Annotated in this window: 25 protein-coding genes and 1 tRNA gene; 13 read left to right on the top strand and 13 right to left on the bottom strand. The window is 73.5% G+C overall.

Features of this window, described 5'->3' with window-relative positions; all coding sequences use genetic code 11:
* Positions 1-3: 3 nt before the first annotated feature.
* The 3 genes from G339_RS0113990 to G339_RS0113980 all read right to left on the bottom strand — a co-directional run bounded on the left by G339_RS0113990 (position 4) and on the right by G339_RS0113980 (position 2922).
* The gene (locus G339_RS0113990; protein ID WP_019631707.1) at positions 4-1158 is read right to left on the bottom strand and encodes an NAD(P)/FAD-dependent oxidoreductase; all 1155 of its coding nucleotides are present in this window, start codon (positions 1156-1158) and stop codon (positions 4-6) included.
* A 75-nt stretch (positions 1159-1233) separates the two neighbouring features.
* Entirely contained in the window at positions 1234-1866 is a 633-nt protein-coding gene (gene wrbA, locus G339_RS0113985; RefSeq protein WP_019631706.1) for an NAD(P)H:quinone oxidoreductase, read from the bottom strand.
* Between the two features lie 45 nt (positions 1867-1911).
* Entirely contained in the window at positions 1912-2922 is a 1011-nt protein-coding gene (locus G339_RS0113980; protein ID WP_019631705.1) for a pirin family protein, read from the bottom strand.
* 165 nt (positions 2923-3087) lie between these two features.
* Between G339_RS0113980 and G339_RS0113975 the strand changes: the two genes are divergently transcribed.
* Complete coding sequence (locus tag G339_RS0113975) at positions 3088-3546, top strand: MarR family winged helix-turn-helix transcriptional regulator (RefSeq protein WP_019631704.1); 459 nt, start codon at positions 3088-3090, stop codon at positions 3544-3546.
* Between the two features lie 4 nt (positions 3547-3550).
* Here the strand turns inward: G339_RS0113975 and G339_RS0113970 are convergent, their stop codons facing one another.
* Entirely contained in the window at positions 3551-3952 is a 402-nt protein-coding gene (locus G339_RS0113970) for a hypothetical protein (RefSeq protein ID WP_019631703.1), read from the bottom strand.
* Between the two features lie 110 nt (positions 3953-4062).
* Positions 4063-5277: an RNA-guided endonuclease InsQ/TnpB family protein gene (locus G339_RS0113965; RefSeq protein ID WP_019631702.1), complete on the bottom strand. Its 1215-nt coding sequence runs from the start codon at positions 5275-5277 to the stop codon at positions 4063-4065.
* A gap of 160 nt (positions 5278-5437) precedes the next feature.
* Between G339_RS0113965 and G339_RS0113960 the strand changes: the two genes are divergently transcribed.
* Positions 5438-6169: a M15 family metallopeptidase gene (locus tag G339_RS0113960; protein ID WP_019631701.1), complete on the top strand. Its 732-nt coding sequence runs from the start codon at positions 5438-5440 to the stop codon at positions 6167-6169.
* Between the two features lie 8 nt (positions 6170-6177).
* Here the strand turns inward: G339_RS0113960 and G339_RS0113955 are convergent, their stop codons facing one another.
* Positions 6178-7299 carry a methyltransferase gene (locus tag G339_RS0113955; RefSeq protein WP_019631700.1) on the bottom strand — a complete coding sequence of 374 codons (1122 nt, stop codon included), beginning with the start codon at positions 7297-7299 and terminating at the stop codon, positions 6178-6180.
* 63 nt (positions 7300-7362) lie between these two features.
* Here G339_RS0113955 and G339_RS0113950 point away from each other — a divergent pair, with 63 nt between their 5' ends.
* Positions 7363-7734, top strand: coding sequence for a YrdB family protein (locus G339_RS0113950; protein WP_033323075.1), 372 nt, complete (start codon positions 7363-7365; stop codon positions 7732-7734).
* 34 nt (positions 7735-7768) lie between these two features.
* On the opposite strand, the gene G339_RS0113945 is transcribed toward G339_RS0113950, so the two are convergent.
* The gene (locus G339_RS0113945) at positions 7769-8128 is read right to left on the bottom strand and encodes a nuclear transport factor 2 family protein (RefSeq protein ID WP_019631698.1); all 360 of its coding nucleotides are present in this window, start codon (positions 8126-8128) and stop codon (positions 7769-7771) included.
* 135 nt (positions 8129-8263) lie between these two features.
* Between G339_RS0113945 and G339_RS0113940 the strand changes: the two genes are divergently transcribed.
* The 3 genes from G339_RS0113940 to dnaN all read left to right on the top strand — a co-directional run bounded on the left by G339_RS0113940 (position 8264) and on the right by dnaN (position 11432).
* Entirely contained in the window at positions 8264-9739 is a 1476-nt protein-coding gene (locus tag G339_RS0113940; protein WP_019631697.1) for an AlkA N-terminal domain-containing protein, read from the top strand.
* Positions 9736-10224 carry a methylated-DNA--[protein]-cysteine S-methyltransferase gene (locus G339_RS0113935; protein WP_019631696.1) on the top strand — a complete coding sequence of 163 codons (489 nt, stop codon included), beginning with the start codon at positions 9736-9738 and terminating at the stop codon, positions 10222-10224. The genes G339_RS0113940 and G339_RS0113935 overlap by 4 nt, the downstream gene beginning before the upstream one ends.
* A 62-nt stretch (positions 10225-10286) precedes the next feature.
* Positions 10287-11432, top strand: a complete 1146-nt coding sequence (gene dnaN / locus G339_RS0113930) for a DNA polymerase III subunit beta (protein WP_026341427.1) — start codon at positions 10287-10289, stop codon at positions 11430-11432.
* Here dnaN and G339_RS0113925 read toward each other — a convergent pair whose 3' ends face one another.
* Positions 11433-12008, bottom strand: coding sequence for a helix-turn-helix transcriptional regulator (locus tag G339_RS0113925; RefSeq protein WP_019631694.1), 576 nt, complete (start codon positions 12006-12008; stop codon positions 11433-11435).
* A 72-nt stretch (positions 12009-12080) separates the two neighbouring features.
* Between G339_RS0113925 and G339_RS0113920 the strand changes: the two genes are divergently transcribed.
* The 3 genes from G339_RS0113920 to G339_RS0113910 all read left to right on the top strand — a co-directional run bounded on the left by G339_RS0113920 (position 12081) and on the right by G339_RS0113910 (position 14258).
* Positions 12081-12764, top strand: coding sequence for a B3/B4 domain-containing protein (locus tag G339_RS0113920; protein ID WP_033323141.1), 684 nt, complete (start codon positions 12081-12083; stop codon positions 12762-12764).
* Positions 12764-13624 (top strand): EamA family transporter, encoded by an 861-nt coding sequence (locus G339_RS0113915; RefSeq protein ID WP_033323139.1) that lies wholly within the window; start codon positions 12764-12766, stop codon positions 13622-13624. The genes G339_RS0113920 and G339_RS0113915 overlap by 1 nt, the downstream gene beginning before the upstream one ends.
* Positions 13625-13739: 115 nt before the next feature.
* Positions 13740-14258, top strand: coding sequence for a hypothetical protein (locus tag G339_RS0113910; RefSeq protein ID WP_019631691.1), 519 nt, complete (start codon positions 13740-13742; stop codon positions 14256-14258).
* A gap of 184 nt (positions 14259-14442) precedes the next feature.
* On the opposite strand, the gene G339_RS0113905 is transcribed toward G339_RS0113910, so the two are convergent.
* The 5 genes from G339_RS0113905 to G339_RS0113885 all read right to left on the bottom strand — a co-directional run bounded on the left by G339_RS0113905 (position 14443) and on the right by G339_RS0113885 (position 16389).
* Positions 14443-14527, bottom strand: a tRNA-Ser gene (locus G339_RS0113905).
* A 10-nt stretch (positions 14528-14537) separates the two neighbouring features.
* Entirely contained in the window at positions 14538-14975 is a 438-nt protein-coding gene (locus G339_RS0113900) for a nucleoside deaminase (protein ID WP_084693258.1), read from the bottom strand.
* A 45-nt stretch (positions 14976-15020) separates the two neighbouring features.
* Positions 15021-15464 carry a tRNA adenosine deaminase-associated protein gene (locus G339_RS0113895; RefSeq protein WP_019631689.1) on the bottom strand — a complete coding sequence of 148 codons (444 nt, stop codon included), beginning with the start codon at positions 15462-15464 and terminating at the stop codon, positions 15021-15023.
* A gap of 49 nt (positions 15465-15513) precedes the next feature.
* Positions 15514-15999, bottom strand: coding sequence for a tRNA adenosine deaminase-associated protein (locus G339_RS0113890; RefSeq protein WP_019631688.1), 486 nt, complete (start codon positions 15997-15999; stop codon positions 15514-15516).
* A 150-nt stretch (positions 16000-16149) separates the two neighbouring features.
* The gene (locus tag G339_RS0113885) at positions 16150-16389 is read right to left on the bottom strand and encodes a hypothetical protein (RefSeq protein WP_019631687.1); all 240 of its coding nucleotides are present in this window, start codon (positions 16387-16389) and stop codon (positions 16150-16152) included.
* A gap of 95 nt (positions 16390-16484) precedes the next feature.
* Here G339_RS0113885 and upp point away from each other — a divergent pair, with 95 nt between their 5' ends.
* From upp to G339_RS0113865, 4 genes are all read left to right on the top strand, one after another.
* A complete protein-coding gene (gene upp, locus G339_RS0113880) occupies positions 16485-17123 on the top strand; it encodes a uracil phosphoribosyltransferase (RefSeq protein ID WP_019631686.1) in 639 nt (212 codons plus the stop codon).
* A gap of 285 nt (positions 17124-17408) precedes the next feature.
* Positions 17409-17669 carry a hypothetical protein gene (locus G339_RS0113875; protein ID WP_019631685.1) on the top strand — a complete coding sequence of 87 codons (261 nt, stop codon included), beginning with the start codon at positions 17409-17411 and terminating at the stop codon, positions 17667-17669.
* Positions 17670-17743: 74 nt separating this feature from the next.
* Positions 17744-17902: a hypothetical protein gene (locus G339_RS38770; protein ID WP_157407658.1), complete on the top strand. Its 159-nt coding sequence runs from the start codon at positions 17744-17746 to the stop codon at positions 17900-17902.
* Between the two features lie 10 nt (positions 17903-17912).
* Positions 17913-18446: a PH domain-containing protein gene (locus G339_RS0113865; RefSeq protein ID WP_019631683.1), complete on the top strand. Its 534-nt coding sequence runs from the start codon at positions 17913-17915 to the stop codon at positions 18444-18446.
* Positions 18447-18457 lie beyond the last annotated feature (11 nt).

The following is an 18457-nucleotide window of genomic DNA, read 5'->3' as shown; positions in this document are numbered from 1 at the left end:
CGTCTAGGCCGTGACCTGCTCGGCCAGGAGCGGCCTCCGCGCCCGGTCGCCGCCGATCCAGCGGTGCGAGCCCGGCGCGGCGGCCTCCTTCACGAGGTGCCCGAGTCCCGCACGGTGGGTCATCTCCTTGACCTTCGCGCCCGCGCGCCCGCCGATGTGGACGCGCAGGGCGACCTCATCCTTGCGCGCGAGCTGGAACACGCCCGCGCCCGGCCCCAGGCTGAGGCACATCGCGGCCAGCGACAGGTCGACGGGCGCGGGCCGCTCGCCGGCGAGCCGCGCGAGGACGGTGTCGGCGGCGTGCGCGCCCAGGCACCCGGCGGCGTACGCGCTCATCCGGAACGGGACGCCCGAGGGCGCGGCCGCGTCGCCCGCCGCGACGATGCGGTCGTCGTCGACGCTGGTCAGGGTCTCGTCGGTGAGCAGGCGGCCCGCCGCGTCGGTGCTGAGCCCGCTCCGCGCGGCCAGGTCGGGGACGCCGAACCCGGCCGTCCAGACGGTGACGCCGCCCGGCAGCTCGCGGCCGTCCGCGAGGCGCACGGCGCCGGCGGCCACCTCCGCGACACGGCCGTCCAGCACGGTGATCCCGAGCGCGGCGAACCGCCGCAGCACCGAACGCCGCGCGCTCGGGTGCAGGAACGGGACCAGCTCCCCGCCGAGGACGAGCGTCACCCGGCGGCCCCGCCCGGCCAGTTCGGTAGCGGCCTCGACACCGGTCGGCCCGCCGCCGACGACCGTCACCGGCGCGGCGGGCGCGGCGTCGAGCACCGACCGCAGCCGGCGCGCGTCCTCCAGCGTCGCGAGCGGATGCGCGAACCGGGCCGCGCCCGGGACGCGCGGCTCGGCCGCGCCGCTGCCGACCGCGTAGACGAGCCGGTCGTAGCGCAGCGCACCGCCGTCCGCCAGCTCGACCGCGCGGCCCGCCGCGTCGATCCGCGCGACCTCGCCCACCAGCGGCCGGACCCGGCCGGCCAGGACCTCGCGGTACTCCACGACCGCGTCACGGGTTCCGGCGGCGACCTGGTGCAGGCGGGGCCGCGCGACGAAGGACGGGCGCGGGTTGACGAGCGTCACGGTCACGTCCGCGCGCCGCGTCAGGCGGTTCGCCGCCATGACGCCCGCGTACCCGCCGCCGACCACGACCACGTTCTCGTTCATGAGATCTCCTCCGCTCTCCGGGATTCGACCTCAAGACACGGCGGCCCCGCGCGCTGTGACGGACTGTGCCCCGGATCACATCCCGGGCGCCGCCCGGCCGCGGGCGAGCGCCTGCGCGACCGACACCGCGCGCCGCGCCTGGTACGCGACCGCGTCCACCTCGACGTCGCCGGGCGGGTCCTCGCCGTTGTTGGACGTGTGGCTCGTCCCGTACGGGTTCCCGGACTGGAACTGGATCTCGTCGGTGTAGCCGGGCGGGACGATCACCATCCCCCAGTGGTAGAAGGTGTTCGCCAGCGCCAGCAGCGTCGACTCGTGCCCGCCGTGCGACGTGGACGCCGACGTGAACGCGCTCGCCACCTTGTCGGCCAGCAGGCCCTGCGCCCACAGCGGCCCGTTGGTGTCGATGAACTGCTTGAGCTGCGCGGCGGGCAGTCCGAACCGGGTGGGCGTCCCGAACAGCACGACGTCGGCCCACTCCAGGTCGTCCGGCGCGGCCTCCACGACGTGCTGCGTCTGCTCGGCGTGCGCGGCCCAGCCCTGGTTCGAGGCGACGGCCTCGTCCGGGGCCAGCTCGCGCACCTTCCGCAGCCGCACCTCCGCGCCGCACTTCTCGGCGGCGGTCGCGGCGGCCTTGGCGAGCTTGAAGACCGAGCCGGTCGCGGAGTAGTAGATGACGGCGACCTTCACCTGGGTCTCGAAGTCCATGTGGTCCTTCCCCCCGAAAGGAACGATGGAGGCCCCGTCACCCCGTCAGGACAGCGGCTCGTCCGCGGCGGACAGGTGCGGGACCTGTTCTGCCGGGATCGTTCCCATCTTCCCGGCCTGGAAGTCCTCGAACGCCTGGACGATCTCGTCGCGGGTGTTCATGACGAACGGGCCGTACCGGGCGACGGGCTCGCGGATCGGCAGCCCGCCGAGGACCAGGATCTCCCAGCCGTCCTTGCTGCTCAGCGGCTGCGCGTCGGCGGCGCGGACGACCAGGCCGTCCTGCTCCCCGTGGTGGTGCGAGCCCGCGAACGCCGCGAGCCGCCCCTCCTCCAGCGCGACCTCCTCGACGCCCGCCGTGCCGCGCCCGGACAGGACGTACACGAGCGCGTTGAAGTCGCGCGGCCACGGCAGCGCCAGCCGCGCGCCGGGCGCGACGGTCGCGTGCAGGTAGTTGATCGGCGTGTACGTCGCGCCGGGGCCGTCGTGGCCGCCGACCGAGCCCGCGATGACGCGGACGAGCGAGGACCCGTCGGCGGACGACAGCAGCGTCACGTCCCGCGCCCGGATGTCCTGGTAGCGGGGGTTCACCCACTTCTGGGCGCGCGGCAGGTTGACCCAGAGCTGGACGCCGTGGAACAGCCCGCCCTTGGCGACGAGCTCAGGCGGGGGCTGCTCGATGTGCTGGATACCGGCGGCGGCCGTCATCCACTGCGTCGCGCCGTCGGCGATGAGCCCGCCGCCGCCGGTGGTGTCGCGGTGCTGGAAGGCTCCGTCGACGATGTAGGTGACGGTCTCGAACCCCCGGTGCGGATGCCACGGCGTACCCTTCGCCTCGCCCGGCGCGTACTCGACGGCGCCCATGTGGTCCAGGAGCAGGAACGGGTCGGCCATCGCCAGGGACGTGCCGGGGAACAGGCGGCGGACCTGGAAGCCCTCGCCCTCCAGGTGCTTGCTCGCGGTGACGACCTTGGCGACGCGGCGCCAGTCGGTGGCGGCCGCGGCCGGCTCGGGCAGGCGGGGCAGGGTCAGCGGGTCGGCGGTGACGGCGGGCATCGGGACTCCTCGCGGTCGGGGTGCGGCCCCGCGGACCGGGGCTCGTGCCCGCCGCAACGTGGTTGAAATCTAAACTATTCCCGGACGCGGAAGATCGCGTACGGTGGTCGTCCGACCGTATCCGACCAGTGATTGAATCTTCAATCGTCGCCTATACTCGGGACCATGACCGAACCACGCTGGCTGGACGCCACCCAGCAACGCGCCTGGCGCGCCTACGTGGACGGCAGCGCCAAGCTCACCGAGCTGATGGACCGCGACCTGAAGACCAGGCACGGCCTGTCCGTCTCGGAGTACGAGATCCTCGTCCGCCTGTCGGAAGCCCCCGGCCGCCGCCTGCGCATGGCCGAACTCGCCGAGCACGCCAGCCAGTCCCGCAGCCGCCTGTCCCACACGTGCGCGCGGCTGGAGTCCAAGGGCTTCGTGCAGCGCGACCACTGCCCCAGCGACAAGCGCGGCGTGTTCTGCAACCTGACCGACGAGGGGTTCGCCAAGCTCGACCGGGCCGCGCGCGACCACGTCGAGGTCGTGCGGACCTACCTCGTGGACGTCGTCTCGCCCGACGACCTGGCCGCGATCGGGCGCGCGTTCGACGCCGTCCGCGCCCGCCTCGACCGGGGCTGAGCGGCTAGGGGATCAGCGGGCCGAGGCCCGTCAGGAACCCCACCGACACCAGCGTCAGGAACACCCAGGCGGCCATCATCCCGAGGCCGAACGGCCGCCACGCCCCGCCGACCCGCCACCGCAGCAGGCCGCCGACGCCGAACGCGACCAGCAGCAGCACCACCATCTGCGGCACCATCGTCGCGCGCACCGAGTTCATCAGCGGCGCCCACATGACGACGAGGTCCACGAACAGGAACGTCCCCGCCCCGGCGACGGCGGGCCACAGGTCACGGCCGGGCGGGAGTTTCGGCGGATCGACGCGCAGCGGCAGCCGCGGCGGCCGGTCCACGGTCTCGACCTCGCCCGCCACGGCGAAGATCTCGTCCTCCAGGCTGGGCGGCTCCACGCCCTCGGGATTCACCATTCCGGCTCCTCAAGATCACCGATTCGCCGTTCATCCCACATCCACCGCGAAAATCACTTCCTAAGACGCACCTTGACGTCCTTCCCGCCGTGGACGGCGGGAAATCTCCCCTACCGCACACCGGTCGGCGCGGGTTTGGAGCGGGTTCCTGCTTCGCCGCGCGGTGCCGGGACGGACCCCGGTCTTACCTGCGCTCCACAGGCGTTCAAGCTGTCCGCCCGTCCGGCGGCCAGCACGTTCTTCGCCGCGTTCACGTCGCGGTCGTGGATGGTCCCGCACGCTCCGCAGGTCCAGATGCGGACGTTCAGCGGTTTGGGCCCGTCCTTCACTCCGCAGACCGAGCAGATCTGCGAGGTCGGCTCGAACCGGCCGATCTTCGCGAAGGTGCGTCCGTACCGGGCGGCCTTGTACTCCAGCATCGCCGTGAACTGAGCCCACGCCGCGTCATGGACGCTCTTGGCCAGCCGGGTCCCGCCGAGACCGGCCACGTTCAGGTCCTCCACGTAGACCGCTTGGTTGTCGCGGATCAACATGGTGGAGAGCTTGTGCGCGTGATCCCGCCGGGTGTCGGCGACACGGGCGTGGAGTTTCGCGACGCGGGCCCTGGCCTTCGCGCGGTTGGCGCTGCCCCGCTGCTTGCGGGACAGGACCCGCTGGGCCTTGCGGAGGCGTCGTTCGGCGCGGCGCAGGATGCGGGGATCGGCGATCTTTCGGCCGTCGGACAGGACCGCGAAGTGCGTCAGCCCCAGGTCGATCCCGACCTCGCCGGTCGTCTCCGGCAGCGGGGTGTCGGTGGCTTCGACCACGAACGAGGCGAAATAGCGGCCCGCCGCGTCTCGGATCACCGTGACCGATGACGGTTCGGACGGCAGGGCCCGCGACCATCGCACTCGGAGGTCGCCGACCTTCGGGAGCCGAAGTCTGCGGCCCGCCGTGACCTGGAAGCGCGCGTTCCGGGTGAACCGGACCGCCTGCCGGGAATCCTTACGCGACCGGAACTTCGGCGCGGCGACCTTCCGGCCCTTGCGCCTGCCCATAGCGGAGGCGAAGAAGTTTCGATATGCGGTGTTCAGGTCAGCCAATGCCTGCTGCAGGACCACCGCGGAGACTTCGGCGAGCCAGGCCCGGTCCGGAGTCCGCTTCGCCTGCGTGATCACCAGCTTGGACAGCTCGGCGTCCGAAAGGTACGGCAGCCCGGCAGCGCGAGCGGCCTCCCGAGCCCGCAGCGCGTCATTGAACACCGTCCGCGCGCACCCGAACGCCTTGGCCAGCGCTTGCCGCTGGCCGGGCGTCGGGTAGACGCGAAAGTTGTACCGGAGCTGCACGCCCTCACGCTATCGGCGAGGCCTGACGACATTCCGACGCTCACGCGAGAACACGCATGCGCGTTGCCGCTCCTCGCCGACAGACCGGAACATTGGCCGACGACTCGGTTGCGAACCGGAGGTCCGACACCTAGGCGCTTCGCCGTGTCATCCTGCTGAAATGCCAGGGACGAGAACGCTGCTGCGCGTTGCGGCGGCCGGGGTCGCGCTCATCGCGGCGGCCGGATGCGGACAGGGGTCGGGCGGGTCCGGGGAGAGCGCCACGGCGACGCCGCCGACCGCGTCCGGCGCGCCTTCGCCGACGACGCAGAGCACCGCGCCGGAGGGATTCCGCGCGTCGATCAAACGCGTCACCGCCGCCGACCTGCCGCACTCGTGGCACAAGGGCTGCCCGGTCGCGCCGTCCGGGCTGCGCATGATCGAGATGACGTTCTGGGGCATGGACCACCGGACGCACACCGGCGGGCAGCTCGTCGTGAACGCCCGCGCGGCCGACGACCTGGTGAAGGTCTTCCGCAAGCTGTACGACGACCGCTATCCGATCCGCCGGATGGAACCGGTGGACGTCTACAAGGGCAGCGACTTCGACTCGATCGAGGCGGGCAACACGTCGGCGTTCAACTGCCGCAATGCCACCGGGTCGGGTTCCTGGTCGCAGCACGCGTACGGCCTCGCCGTCGATCTCAACACGTGCGAGAACCCTTATGTGACGGCGGGCGGAGAGGTCGCGCACAAGAACTGCGCGCGCTTCAAGAACCGCGAACTCGACGAGCCGGGCGTCATCCACGACAACGACAGGACAGTGAAGGCGTTCCGGTCGATCGGGTGGGGTTGGGGCGGCGTCTGGACGGGCGCCAAGGACTACCAGCACTTCTCCAGCAACGGCCGTTGAGCGGTCGCTCAAACAGTCAGTCGCCAGAGTGAGGTGACCTCCGCCGCGCGTGCCGCGTGCAGGGGATCGGCGGGGTCCAGCGCCTTCGGGTGGCGGGGGCGGACGTCGTCGCGGTCCACGACTTTCAGGCCCGATTCGCGGAACAGTGCCAGCAGTTCTTCGCGGGTGCGCAGGCCCAGGTGCTCGGCCAGGTCGGACAGGATCAGCCAGCCTTCGCCGCCCGGTTCGAGATGGTCGGGGAGGCCCGCGAGGAATCCGCGGAGCATTCGGCTGTCGGGATCGTAGACGGCGTGTTCCAGCGGGGACGCGGGTTTGCCCGGAAGCCACGGCGGATTGCAGACGATCAGCGGCGCGCGGCCCGCGGGAAAGAGGTCCGCGCGCACGACCCGCACGGTCCGCGCGTAGCCGAGCCGGTCCAGGTTCTCGCGGGCGCACGCGAGGGCGCGCGGTTCGGCGTCGGTCGCGACGATGTCGGCGACGCCGCGCCGGGCGAGGACGGCCGCCAGCACGCCCGTGCCCGTCCCGACGTCGAACGCGCGCGCCGTCGAGGGCAGCGGCGCGCGGGCGACGAGATCGACGTACTCGCCCCGCACCGGCGAGAACACGCCGTGGTGCGGGTGGACGCGGTCGCCGCCGAGCGCCGGGACCGGCACGCCCTTCACCCGCCACTCGTGCGCGCCGACGAGCCCGAGGACGTCCCGCAGCGAGGCGGCGTACGGCTCGTCGGCGGGCCCGTGGACCTCGGTGGAAGCGTCCCGGACGTCCGGCGCGTGCCGCAGATCCAGCACGTGCCCCGGCGCGAACGGGACGAGCAGCAGCCCCAGCGTCCGCGCCCGCTGCGCCCGCGCCTGGCGGAAGAGGTGGAACGCCTGCACGCCCTCCGGCACCGCCCTGGGCCGCCGCCTCGGCCGGTCCACGCGGCGCGCGAGGGCCTGGAGCAGCGTCCGCGCGTTCCGGTAGTCGCCGCGCCACAGCAGCGCGGTGCCCTGGGACACCAGCCGGTACGCGTCGTCGGCTCGCATGGTGTCGTCGGCGGGGACGACCCGGCGGGGCGCGGGCGCGCCGCCCGCCGACCGCCAGCGCGCGGAGCGCTCGGCCCCGTCCTCGTTCCAGGTGATGACGTCGTCCACACGCCGATCTTTCCAGTCGGCGGTGCCGGATGGCAGAATCGGGCGTTCCGAAATGGGGTTCCGATGCGTCTGCCTGGTCCGTTGCACGTCGTCAACGAGGGGCTGGCGTTCGTCTTGGAGCTGGCCGCCCTCGCCGCGCTCTGCTGGTGGGGCTTCACGACGGGCGGGAACGTCGTCGTCCACATCCTGCTCGGCCTCGGGACGCCGCTCGCCGCCGCCGTGCTGTGGGGGACGCTCGCCGCGCCGAAGGCCCGCGTCAAGGCGCCGCTGCCCGGCGTGCTGCTGGTGAAGGCGATCGTGTTCGGCGCGGCCGCCCTGGCGTTGCGGGGCGTGGACCACACGGCCTGGGCCGTCGCGTTCGCGGCCGTGGCGCTCGTCAACACCGCCCTGGCGACCGCCGACCGCGCCGCGCACTTCAGAGCGGACCGCGCCTGACCGCGCCGGGCGGCGCGGTCAGGCGGGGACGCGGTCAGGCCGGGACCTTGTCCAGGAAGCCCGTCACGCGGGTGAGAGTCCCGTCCGCGACCTCGACCACGTCGAAGCCCTCCACGACCGGGTCACCGCCCGCCGGGCCGAGGCCCCAGCGGAACCGGGCCACGTCGTGGTGGGCGTCCACGTCGCCCAGAAGGCGGAAGACCAGGCCGGGGAACTGGCTCTGCACCGCGCCGATCATCGCGTCGAACGCGTCCCGGCCCGCGGCCTCGCCCAGCGGGTCGACGTACCGGGCGTCGGCGGCCCACACCGCGTCGACCGCCGCCCGGCGCGCCGCCGCGTCCGTCTCGTTCCAGACCGCCAGGTAACGTTCCACCAGCTCACGGATGTCGCTCATGTCCGTTCTCCTCTCGACTGGCCCCAGCTTGGCGGGCCGCCCGGCGGCAAGGCGATGACCTGGGAGGTCATGAGCGAACGTCCATGTCGGTTTCCGGCTAGTGGGCACCGCTGACCATCGGTGATGCTGGAGGACATGCACGAGGACGCGGAACGATGCGTGCGGGCGGTCCAGGCCAGGGACGCCCGGTTCGACGGCTGGTTCTTCACCGGCGTCGTCACCACCGGGATCTACTGCCGGCCGAGCTGCCCCGCCGTCCCGCCCAAACCACGGAACATGCGCTTCTACCCGAGCGCGGCCGCCGCCGAGGAGGCCGGATTCCGCGCCTGCAAGCGCTGCCGCCCCGACACCAGCCCCGGCTCCCCCGAGTGGAACCACCGCGCCGACGCCGTCGCCCGCGCGATGCGGCTCATCGCCGACGGCGTCATGGACCGCGAGGGCCTGCCCGGCCTCGCGGCGCGGCTCGGCTACAGCACCCGCCAGATCGAACGGCAGCTCACCGCCGAACTCGGCGCGGGCCCGCGCGCCCTCGCCCGCGCCCAGCGGTCGCAGACCGCGCGGGTCCTGATCGAGACGACCGCGCTGCCGATGTCCGACATCGCGTTCGCCGCCGGGTTCGCCAGCATCCGCGCGTTCAACGAGACGATCCGGACCGTGTTCGCGCTGACCCCGACCGAGCTGCGGCAGCGCGTCGCGCGCGGCCATCCCGCCGCCGCGTCCGGGACGATCGCGCTCCGGCTCCCGTTCCGGCGGCCGCTCAACCCCGACAACCTGTTCGGGCACCTCGTCGCGACGGCCGTGCCGGGCGTCGAGGAGTGGCGCGACGGCGCGTACCGGCGGACGCTGCGGCTCCCGCACGGCCCCGGCGTCGCCGCGCTCCGCCCGACGCCCGAGCACGTCGCGCTGACGCTGACCCTCACCGACCACCGCGACCTCGGCGTCGCCATCGCCCGCTGCCGCCGCCTGCTCGACCTCGACGCCGACCCGGTCGCCGTGGACGAGCTGCTGCGCGCCGACCCCGACCTCGCGCCGCTCGTCGACAAGGCCCCCGGCCGCCGCGTGCCGCGCACCGTGGACGGGCCGGAGTTCGCCGTCCGCGCCGTCCTCGGCCAGCAGGTGTCGACGGCCGCCGCGCGGACGCTCGCCGCCCGGCTCGTCGCCGCGCACGGCGAGCCCGTCGCGGACCCGGCGGGCGGCCTCACCCACCTGTTCCCCACCCCCGAGGCGCTGGCGGGCCTCGACCCCGCCGCGCTCGCCGTCCCGAACGCCCGCCGCACGGCCCTGACCGGCCTCGTCGCGGCGCTGCCCGGCCTCGACCTCGGCGTCGGCAGCGACTGGGAGAAGGCCCGCGCGGACCTCGCGCGGCTCCCCGGCATCGGGCCGTGGACGGTCGAGACCGTCGCGATGCGCGCGCTCGGCGACCCGGACGCGTTCCTGCCCGGCGACCTCGGCGTCCGCCTGGCGGCCCGCGGACTCGGGCTGCCGGCGACGCCCGGCGCGCTGACCCGGCGCGCGGCGGCCTGGCGGCCGTGGCGGGCCTACGCCGTCCAGTACCTGTGGGCGGCGGGGGACCATGCCATCAACCACCTCCCAGGAAAGGATGTCGCATGACAACCGTCCACACCGTCGTGGACAGCCCGGTCGGGCCGCTCACGCTCGTGGCCGACGACGACGGGCTGCGCGGCCTCTACATGGACGCGCAGCGCCACCGCCCGGAGAACGCGACCTTCGGCGTCCGCGACGACGACGGCCCGTTCGAGGCGGTCCGCGCCCAGCTCGACGAGTACTTCGCGGGCGACCGCACCGAGTTCGACGTCCCGCTCGCCCTGCGCGGGACGGACTTCCAGCGGCGCGTCTGGGCCGGGCTGCTCACGATCCCGTACGGGCAGACGTGGAGCTACGGCCAGCTCGCGGACAAGATCGGCAGCCCCGGCGCGGCCCGCGCGGTCGGCCTGGCCAACGGCCGCAACCCGGTCGGGATCATCGTCCCGTGCCACCGGGTGATCGGCGCGTCCGGCGGCCTCACCGGCTACGGCGGCGGGCTGGAGCGCAAGCGCGCGCTGCTCGACTTCGAGCGCGGGGCCGCCCTCTTCTGACCGGTTCTGTCGGTGGCGGCGCGTAACGTGCGGAGCGCTGACGAGCGAGGAGGCAGTCGATGGTGGAGTTCCGGGTGGACCGGCAGGCCCTCGCCGAGGGCGTCGCGTGGGCGGTGCGGACGGTGCCGTCGCGCCCGGCGCTGCCGGTGCTCGCCGGGCTGCTGATCGAGGCGGACGCCGACGGGCGCGTGGTGCTCGCCGGGTTCGACCACGAGGTCTCGGCGCGCGCGGTCGTGGACGCGGACGTCGCGCGGCCGGGCCGGGCGCTGGTGCCGGGGCGGCTGCTGACGGAGATCGTCCGGAGCCTTCCGGCGCGGCCCGTGGAGATCGCCGAGGCGGGGTCGGAGATCGTCGTCCGCTGCGGCAGCGCCGAGTTCGGCATCCAGCTCATGCCCGTCGAGGACTACCCGGCGCTGCCGGAGCCGCCCGCCGCCGCGGGGACGATCTCCGCCGACGCGTTCGCCGCCGCCGTCGCGCAGGTCGCCCCGGCGGCGGGGCGCGACGACACGCTGCCGATGCTGACCGGCGTCCGGCTCGACTTCGACGGGCCGGTGCTGCGAATGGCCTGCACCGACCGGTACCGCATCGCGGCCCGCGAGGTCGAGTGGAAGCCGGTCGAGCCGGGGTTCTCGGCGGGCGTCGTCGTCCCGGCGCGCACCCTCGCGGACACGGCGAAGGCGATCCGGCCGGGCGCGGAGGTGGAGATCGGGCTGGCGGGGCAGGGCGCGACGCTGATCGGCGTCTCCGGGGGCGACCGCAGCATGACGACTCGGCTGCTGGACGACCAGTTCATCGACTACCGCTCGCGGCTGACCGGCACGTGGTCGTCCATCGCCCGCGTCGAGACCGGGCCGTTCACCGAGGCGATCAAGCGCGTCGCGCTCGTCGCGGACCGGGGGACGCCCGTCCGGCTGGCGTTCACCGACGGGCGGGTGCGGGTCCGCGCGGCGGCCGGCGACGCGGCGCGCGCCAACGAGACCATCGACGCGCGCCTGGACGGCGACGACATCGACATCGCGTTCAGCCCGCAGTACCTGCTGGACGGCCTCGCGGGCGTCCCCGGCCGCTACGCGCGCCTGGAATGCACGACGCCGACGAAGGCCGCGCTGCTCACCGGCATCCCCGACCCGGAGGGCGACGCCGAGCCCGACGAGGACGCCGACACCGGCTTCCGCTACCTGGTGATGCCGATCCGCCTGGCGTCCTGATCAGGGGTCGAGCACCGCGAGGACGAACACGACGTCGCCGCTCGAGTCGTTGGCGGCGTCGTTGGCGTAGCCGTGCGGGCGGTCGCCCGCGAACACGGCCGCGCCGCCCGCCGCGATCCGGTCGGACCGGCCGTCCACGGCCAGCGTCAGCTCGCCCTCCAGCACGTACAGGGCCTCTTTGGTGCCGGGCGCGTGCGCTTCGCTCTCGCGGTTCTCGCCGGGCCGCAGACGCCACCGCCACAGTTCCAGCGCGGGTCGCGGGTCGCTGCCCGCGAGCAGCGTGCCGGTGCCGCCGTCCGCTCCGCGCCACAGGACGGCGTGCCGGTGCGGCGGGAACACGCGGACGGGCGGGTCCTCCTCGACCTGGACGAGCCGGGTCAGCGGAACCCCCAGCGCCTCGGAGATCCGGATCAGCGTCGTGAGGTTGGGGTTGCCGCGCCCCTGTTCGAGCCCGACGAGGACGCCCTTGCTGACGCCCGAGCGGCCCGCGAGGTCGTCCAGGCTCCACCCGTGCAGCGCGCGCAGGGACCGGACGGTGCGTGCGACGGCCTCGCCGACCGCGTCGTGGTCGCTCATCCGGCTCAGCGTACCGACCGCCGGTCGTTATAGTGACATCGGCATTGCACTCAAATGACCGGGGGATTCGCCATGCTCGACCGCATCGCCGTCAGCGCCGAGGTCGGCGCGCTGCGTCCCGACTTCGCCGTCCTCGCCGTCGCCGCCACCGGCCTCACCGGCGGCCCCAGCGACGACGAATCCCGCTCCCGGCTCGCCGCCGCCGCGGCCAAGGCTTCCCCCGGCGACCCGCACCTGGACGCCTGGCGCGACGCGTACCGGGCGTTCGGCGCGAAGCCCCAGCGGACGCGGCCCTCGATGGACGCGCTGCTGCGCCGCCTCGACGCGCTCCCCGAGGTCAACCGGGTCGTGGACGCCTACAACGCGGTCAGCGTCGAGTACGCGCTGCCGGTCGGCGGCGAGGACCTGGCCGCCTACCGGGGCCCGGCGCGGCTCGTCCGCGCGACCGGCGAGGAGACGTTCGACACCGTCGCGGCCGGGGAGCCCGCCGTCGAGCACCCCGCGCCCGGCGAGGTCGTGTGGCGCGACGACGAGGGCGTCACCTGCCGCCGCTGGAACTGGCGGCAGTGCGTCCGGACCCGCATCACCGAGGACACGACGGACGCCCTGTTCCTGCTGGAGACCCTCGCGCCCTACTCGCGCGAGCGCCTCGCCGAGGCGGGCGACGTCCTCACCGCGCGGCTCCGCGAGATCAGCCCGGACGCGCGGATCGAGAGCCGGCTCGTCACGCCCGACGAGGGTGATTCCGCGTGGTGATGCTGCTCGCGCTGACGTCGGCGGTCGTCTACGGGGTCTCGGACTTCCTCGGCGGGACGGTGTCGCGCCGCGCGACGGCCGTCCGCGCGCTGCTGCTCGGCCTGCCCGCCGGGCTCGCGCTCATCGTCGCCGGCGCGGCGTTCGGCGGCGCGCCGAGCGCGGACGGCCTCGCGTGGGGCTTCGGCGCGGGCGTCGCGGGCGGCGCGGGGATGCTCGCGTTCTACCGGGCGCTGGCGCGGGGGCCGATGAGCGTCGTCGCGCCCGTCTCGGCGCTGGCCGCCGCCGTCCTGCCGGTCGCGGCGGGCGTGCTGCGCGGCGAACGGCTCGACGCGCCGGTCGTCGTCGGCGTCGTGCTGTGCCTGGTCGCCATCGGGCTGGTCAGCATGGAGAAGGACGACGGCGCGCGGGTCGCGGCGGCGCGCCGCCCGCAGGACAGCGGGCCGCTGGTGGCGGGCCTGGCGGGCGTCTGCTTCGGGGTCTTCTTCATCCTGCTGAAGGAGGCGGGCGGGCACGGCGGGCTGTGGCCGATCGCCGCGTCCCGGACGGCGAACCTGGCCGTCGCCGTCCTCGCCGCCGCGTACCTGGTCCGGCGGCACGGCGCCCTGCCCGGCCCGGCGGTGCGGGGCCGCCCGCTGATCGCGCTCGCCGTCGCGTCGGGCGTCCTGGACGCGGCCGCGAACACGCTGTACTTCGTCGCCGCGCGGTCGGGGATGCTCAGCCTCGCGGCGGTCCTGACATCGCTGTATCCGGCGATCACGGTCCTGATGGCGAGATTCGCGTACAGCGAGCGACTGCGCGCCGTACAGCGTGTGGGAATGGCCCTGGCGGCGGCGGGCGTGGCGCTGGTAACCGTCGGGTGACCAAGATCACCGCCGGTTGCCGCAATCGGCCCACTTTCCAGGTATCCGCTATTCCCTGAGTCGAATGTCCGGATAGCGTCCGCACGCCCCGCACTCCCATCCCCAGGAGCAAGCCATGCGCGCACGCCATCTGTCCTTCGTCCTACTGGCCCCCCTGGCCCTGTCCGCCTGCGGCGGCGGCGACAACGACCCGAAGGCCGCCGACAAGCCCCCGACGACCCCGGCGGCCGAGGCGACGACCTCGAAGCCCCCGGCGCAGCCCCGCACGGTCACCGCCCTCCGCAAGGCGGCGAAGGAGGAGTTCGACGCCTACTCCAGCGGCGACTACGGCGCGGCCTACGACCTGTGGACGACGGCGGCGAAGAAGGTCATCTCCCGAGCCGACTACGAGAAGACCTTCGAACTCTGCACCCCCCTGGCCGAGGGCATCCCCTTCAAAATCAAGGCGGCCCGAGTGGCGGGCGACAAGGGCGTCGTCCGAGCGGAACGCTCCATAGCCCTCCTGTCCTTCCACTTCCTCTACGAGGACGGCGCCTGGCACTACGTCCCCGACAAGGCGTCCCTCCGCAACCTCAAGCAGGGCGTCCGCAAGGCAGTGGCCAAGAACAAGTCAGAGGGCCTCTGCGCAGAATAAAGAAGCGAAGAGGCCAAAAACCCAACCAACAACGGAAACCACAAGGGGGCAAGGGGCGAAGCCCCAAAGGGGGTGCGGGGGCGGAGCCCCCGCCCGGGGGTTCCAGGGGGTCGTCCCCCTGGGCGAAAGGAGCGAGCCCCCGGCGAAGCCGCGACAAGCGGCGAGCAGGGGGCTCCCAGGCGAGCGGTGGTGGTGGGATTCGAACCCACGGAAGCTTGCACTTCACACGCTTTCGAGGCGTGCGCCCTCGTCCACTAGGCGACACCACCGCGGGAGAGCTTACCGGACTCTGCGGTGGGTGAAGAACTCGGTTAGGGGTTGGGCGCAGTCGGGGGCGAGGTATTCGGCGAGGACTTCGGGGCGGTGGTTGAGGCGGCGGTCGCGGGCGACGTCCCAGAGGGAGCCGATGGCGCCGGCTTTGGGGTCGGCGGCGCCGTAGACGATGCGGTCGAGGCGGGCTTGGACGGCGGCTCCGGCGCACATGGTGCAGGGTTCGAGGGTGACGACGAGGGTGCAGCCGGTGAGCCGCCAGGTGCGGAGGCGGGCGGCGGCGGCGCGGAGGGCGACGATCTCGGCGTGGCCGGTGGGGTCGGCGGTGTGTTCGCGGTCGTTGCGGCCGGTGCCGAGGACGGCGCGGTCGGGGTCGAGGACGACGGCGCCGACGGGGATGTCTCCGGCGGCGCCGGCGGCGCGCGCCTCGGTGAGGGCGAGGCGCATGGCGGGGACGTATTCGGGCCGCGCGTCGGCGGTGTCGGGCACGGGTCAGCCGCGCAGCCGGTCGTACTCGTCGGCGAATCCGACGAGTTCGGCGAGGGCGGCGAGGGCGTCGCCGGGCAGCGCGCGGTCGGCGAGGTCGCCGAGGCGGCCGGGTTCGACGCCGAGGTCGCGCAGGACGGCGGGGTCGCCGCCGGCGGAGCCGCTGGGGACGTCGTCGAAGAGGGGCCGCAGGAGCGCGCCGAGCCCGTCGTCGCGGACGGCGGAGACGTAGGCGCGCGGCGGCCCGCCCGGGTCGGCCCCGGCGCGCAGGACGCCGAACCAGTCGTCGTCCTCCTCGACGAGCAGCAGGACGGGGTCGCCGGTCGTCTCGGCGGCGACGCCGCGCAGCAGGTCGGTGACGTCGGCGACGTCCTCGGCCTCGTCGAGCGGGGCGTCGGCGCCCGTCCAGCCTTCGGGGGCGCGGGCGAAGACGGCCGCGAACGTTTCCACGTCCCCATTGTGACAAACCGTCACGGGGTCGGGCCGGTCAGCCCGCCGGTCAGCCCAGGGCGTCGAGGGCGCGTTCGAACGCGGGGGCGAAGCCGAGCCGTTCGGAGATGCTGAGCAGCATCTCGTCGGGGTACAGCTCCAGGTCGCCGGAGATCGCGCCGATCTCCATCTCGTCGAGCCCGAGGTCGGCGAAGATCGACATGTCGCCGACGGGGAGGACCTGGTCCAGTTCCTCGTCGTCGGGGACGGGGATGTCGAGGTGGTCGAGGACCTGCCGGGCGAGCGGCCAGTCCACGGAGGCGGTGACGTCGGAGAGGAACACCATCGTGTCCTCGCCGAGGAGCCGGATCGCGACGAAGAAGTCGTCGCCGACGGCGACGAGCCCGATGGTCCCGCCGAGGCTGGGCTGCTGGCGCAGGGCGTGGATGAGGCCGTCGAGGTCCTCGGTCAGCGCGACCGGGAGGATCTCGGCCTCCCAGCGCTCGTCCTCGCGGTACACGACGACGGCGAAGTCCGTCGCGTCAACATCCGTCATCTCCACCCCACCGGCGTGTCTGCTGCCAGGGCATGGTCGCAGATGCAGCGCGCCCTCGCGTCCAGCACCGCCAAACTCGCGGAACCCCGGGAGCGGCGGCGGTGCGGCGGCGTCCAGGTCGACGCCGCCGATCGAACCTACCCGATGGTGTTAATTCAGGCGGAATGTTCGCCGGCGCAGCGCGGCGTGGATGCGGGCGCGCCGCGACCGGTGCGGCGTGACGCGGCGGCGCAGCTCCCGCGCCTCGGCGAGCTCGCGGAGGAACACCGCCCGCCGCCGGAGGTGGTCGCGGACCTCCTCGGGGGTCGGGTCGGCGGCGCGGCCCCGGTCGGGGGCGGCCGGGCGGGCGCGTCCGACCTGCGGATTCTCCTGTTCCCGATCGCTGGTCATATCGCCATAGTGCCCGACTTGACCCGGTCCTATCCTGTCCCGTCGGAGCTGTTCACGTGGCAGTTCGCGCTGGAACGTGCCGGTACGGTGAGCACATGGAGACCCTGGCCGTCGATCATCCGCTCGTCGCGCACAAGCTGACCACGTTGCGGGACGTCCGCACCGATTCGCCGACGTTCCGGCGGCTCGCGGACGAGCTGGTCACGCTTCTCGCCTACGAGGCGACGCGGGACGTCCGGGTCGCCGACGTCCGAATCCGGACGCCCGTCACCGAGACGCGCGGCGCGCAGCTCGCCAGCCCGAAGCCGCTCGTCGTGCCGATCCTGCGGGCGGGCCTCGGGATGCTCGACGGGATGACGCGGCTGCTGCCGACCGCCGAGGTCGGCTTCCTCGGCATGGTCCGCGACGAGGGCACGCTGCAGGCGCAGACGTACGCGTCGCGGCTCCCCGACGACCTGTCCGGCCGCCAGTGCTACGTGCTCGACCCGATGCTCGCGACGGGCGGCACCCTCGCCGCCGCGATCAAGCTGCTGTTCGACCGGGGCGCCGACGACGTCACCGCGCTGTGCCTGCTCGCCGCGCCGGAGGGCCTGCGGCACCTGGAGGACGCGTTCGCGGGCACGGACGCGCCGGTCCGCGTGGTGACGGCGGCGATCGACGAGCGGCTGGACGAGCGCGGGTTCATCCTCCCCGGCCTCGGCGACGCGGGAGACCGGCTGTACGGCGTCGTCTGACGCAGCCGGTCATTTCACGACCCACAATTTCACTCTTCGTCCAATAACGGCCGGATTCTTCCGGGGATCGCACGATGAAGAGAGACTTCCCTGACTTCCCGGCAGTCCAGTCGTCACCATCCGTCCCGCAGAACACTGCTTTGCGCGGCGTCTGCGGATGTTCGCCGACGTGTCACCGTGGGTAATAGCGAATAGCGGAACGTCAGGATCGTTCCGTCCGTCGCTCCGGCGCACAGGGGACGGTTTCGGACCGGGGCGCGCGAACGAGTTCTCAGGGGATGCTCAATGGCTCACCACGGGGACGGCGAACGTCAGCCGTACGAGGAGATCGACCGGCGGCTGGCCGCCGAGTTCGCGGCGGTCCACCCGCCGGAGACGGTGACGCGGTGCGTGGCGGCGGCGCGGTACGGCGCGCTGGAGGTCGTCGGCGCGGCGGAACCCGGCCTGGTGGAGCGGATCGCCCGCAAACATCTGGAGGTGCTGGCGCTGGTCGCCGCCGAGCGCCGCCGCAGACGGCCGCGCAGTACGCTCGGCAACGCGCCGTGACGGGCGCTTTGCGGCGTCTCCCGGCTGTGCGAGACTGACGAGGGGTCTGTGTCATCGCGCTCCGGGAGGCAGACGTGCCCGCCATGAAGTACCTGACGTGGGCCGCCGCGGCCCTCGTCGCCATCGCCGTCCTGCGGCGGCCGGACCAGGCGGCGCAGGCCCTGAACGACGCCGCGAGCGGGCTGTCCAGGGCCGCCGGGTCGGTCGCCGCCTTCGTGGAAGAACTCGGCTGAGGACGACGCCATGCGACTCGTGACCCCCGGCGACTCCGCCCCCGCGTCCGTCAACAAGTACCTGCTGCCGCACGAGACCCAGGTGATCACGGTGCGGCGGCATCCGGCCGTCCTCATGGTGCCGGTCGGGCTGGTGCTCGGCGGGCTGATCGTCGCGGGCGTCCTCAGCAACATCGGCGCCGGGGCGGGCGCGGGCGGCGCGATCAGCTACATCTGGTGGGCGTGGCTGGCGCTGCTGGCCTGGTTCGTGTGGCGCGTCGCGGAGTGGTCGGTGGACTACTTCGTCATCACCAACCAGCGGATGCTGCTGACCACCGGGCTCATCACGCGCAACGTCGCGATGATGCCGCTGGCCAAGGTCACCGACATGGGGTTCAAGCGCTCGCTGGCGGGCCGGATGCTCGGCTACGGCGAGTTCATCATGGAGTCGGCGGGTCAGGACCAGGCGCTCGACCGCGTCCCATACCTGCCCTATCCGGAACAGCTCTACCTGGAGGTCTGCGAAATGATCTTCCCGAACAAGAACGCCACCGCCGACGATTGAGCCGGGCGCCG

The sequence above is a fragment of the Actinomadura atramentaria DSM 43919 genome, from assembly GCF_000381885.1.
In the GTDB taxonomy this organism is placed as follows: Bacteria; Actinomycetota; Actinomycetes; order Streptosporangiales; family Streptosporangiaceae; genus Spirillospora; species Spirillospora atramentaria.
Note: the sequence above shows the minus strand (reverse complement) of the source record. Positions and strands in the feature narration are given on the sequence as shown.

What these genes read in the sequence shown, in the direction of transcription:
- G339_RS0113885 (WP_019631687.1), bottom strand. Translation starts at nt 16,389, where the DNA reads ATGACCAGCGATCGGGAACAGGAGAATCCGCAGGTCGGACGCGCCCGC.
- G339_RS0113980 (WP_019631705.1), bottom strand. Translation starts at nt 2,922, where the DNA reads ATGCCCGCCGTCACCGCCGACCCGCTGACCCTGCCCCGCCTGCCCGAG.
- G339_RS0113940 (WP_019631697.1), top strand. Translation starts at nt 8,264, where the DNA reads ATGCACGAGGACGCGGAACGATGCGTGCGGGCGGTCCAGGCCAGGGAC.
- G339_RS0113945 (WP_019631698.1), bottom strand. Translation starts at nt 8,128, where the DNA reads ATGAGCGACATCCGTGAGCTGGTGGAACGTTACCTGGCGGTCTGGAAC.
- G339_RS0113875 (WP_019631685.1), top strand. Translation starts at nt 17,409, where the DNA reads ATGGCTCACCACGGGGACGGCGAACGTCAGCCGTACGAGGAGATCGAC.
- G339_RS0113915 (WP_033323139.1), top strand. Translation starts at nt 12,764, where the DNA reads ATGCTGCTCGCGCTGACGTCGGCGGTCGTCTACGGGGTCTCGGACTTC.
- G339_RS0113975 (WP_019631704.1), top strand. Translation starts at nt 3,088, where the DNA reads ATGACCGAACCACGCTGGCTGGACGCCACCCAGCAACGCGCCTGGCGC.
- G339_RS0113910 (WP_019631691.1), top strand. Translation starts at nt 13,740, where the DNA reads ATGCGCGCACGCCATCTGTCCTTCGTCCTACTGGCCCCCCTGGCCCTG.
- G339_RS0113925 (WP_019631694.1), bottom strand. Translation starts at nt 12,008, where the DNA reads ATGAGCGACCACGACGCGGTCGGCGAGGCCGTCGCACGCACCGTCCGG.
- G339_RS0113950 (WP_033323075.1), top strand. Translation starts at nt 7,363, where the DNA reads ATGCGTCTGCCTGGTCCGTTGCACGTCGTCAACGAGGGGCTGGCGTTC.
- G339_RS0113890 (WP_019631688.1), bottom strand. Translation starts at nt 15,999, where the DNA reads ATGACGGATGTTGACGCGACGGACTTCGCCGTCGTCGTGTACCGCGAG.
- G339_RS0113970 (WP_019631703.1), bottom strand. Translation starts at nt 3,952, where the DNA reads ATGGTGAATCCCGAGGGCGTGGAGCCGCCCAGCCTGGAGGACGAGATC.
- G339_RS0113990 (WP_019631707.1), bottom strand. Translation starts at nt 1,158, where the DNA reads ATGAACGAGAACGTGGTCGTGGTCGGCGGCGGGTACGCGGGCGTCATG.
- G339_RS0113960 (WP_019631701.1), top strand. Translation starts at nt 5,438, where the DNA reads ATGCCAGGGACGAGAACGCTGCTGCGCGTTGCGGCGGCCGGGGTCGCG.
- upp (WP_019631686.1), top strand. Translation starts at nt 16,485, where the DNA reads ATGGAGACCCTGGCCGTCGATCATCCGCTCGTCGCGCACAAGCTGACC.
- wrbA (WP_019631706.1), bottom strand. Translation starts at nt 1,866, where the DNA reads ATGGACTTCGAGACCCAGGTGAAGGTCGCCGTCATCTACTACTCCGCG.
- G339_RS0113865 (WP_019631683.1), top strand. Translation starts at nt 17,913, where the DNA reads ATGCGACTCGTGACCCCCGGCGACTCCGCCCCCGCGTCCGTCAACAAG.
- G339_RS0113900 (WP_084693258.1), bottom strand. Translation starts at nt 14,975, where the DNA reads ATGCGCCTCGCCCTCACCGAGGCGCGCGCCGCCGGCGCCGCCGGAGAC.
- G339_RS0113920 (WP_033323141.1), top strand. Translation starts at nt 12,081, where the DNA reads ATGCTCGACCGCATCGCCGTCAGCGCCGAGGTCGGCGCGCTGCGTCCC.
- G339_RS0113935 (WP_019631696.1), top strand. Translation starts at nt 9,736, where the DNA reads ATGACAACCGTCCACACCGTCGTGGACAGCCCGGTCGGGCCGCTCACG.